General features: G+C 53.6%; 1 protein-coding gene. It reads right to left on the bottom strand.

Features of this window, described 5'->3' with window-relative positions; all coding sequences use genetic code 11:
* Window positions 1-562, bottom strand: a 562-nt coding sequence (gene zntB, locus AC5O77_RS22330; protein WP_494507240.1) for a zinc transporter ZntB, incomplete at both ends; no start/stop codon positions are given.

Below are 562 nucleotides of genomic sequence, written 5' to 3' on the forward strand. Positions count from 1 at the left end.
GCAATGTCCTGCATCCGACGGCGTTGGTCATCGCTCATCCACGGTAAACGTTCACAGGCAAGACGAGCATAAACATCACGTTGCGGTGCCATATAGCGACGCATCACAATTAATTGTTTGCGCAGCAGAGCCAGGAATCCACGCGGTGGAATTTGATGATCAAGGAGATTATCTTCAAGGTCGATAATTTTATCGTGCAGCTGCTCGATAAATTCGCTGGAATGATCGGTCAACGCATCACATACATCCACCAGCCATCCCCCGCAATCGGTCGGACCCGTGCCCTCTTCCAGATCGCTTACCACATCGTCCAGCGCCAGCACTTTGCGTTGTCGGGTCGAAACAATTAACCGCCCGTCCATATATACACGCATGGCGACCAGTTGATCGGGGCGTTCATCGGTGCTGCCGTTTATACAGCGCAATGTAATCAGCGTGCCTTCACCGAGACGGCTGACTCGGGGCCGTGTGCTCTCGCCCGCCAGCGCATCACGTACGTTATTGGGAAGCAGCGGTGTTGTCGCCAGCCATTGGGCGCTATCATGGTGTACATAATTAAGGT

It is taken from the genome of Stenotrophomonas sp. INTA L402-1, assembly GCF_059295135.1.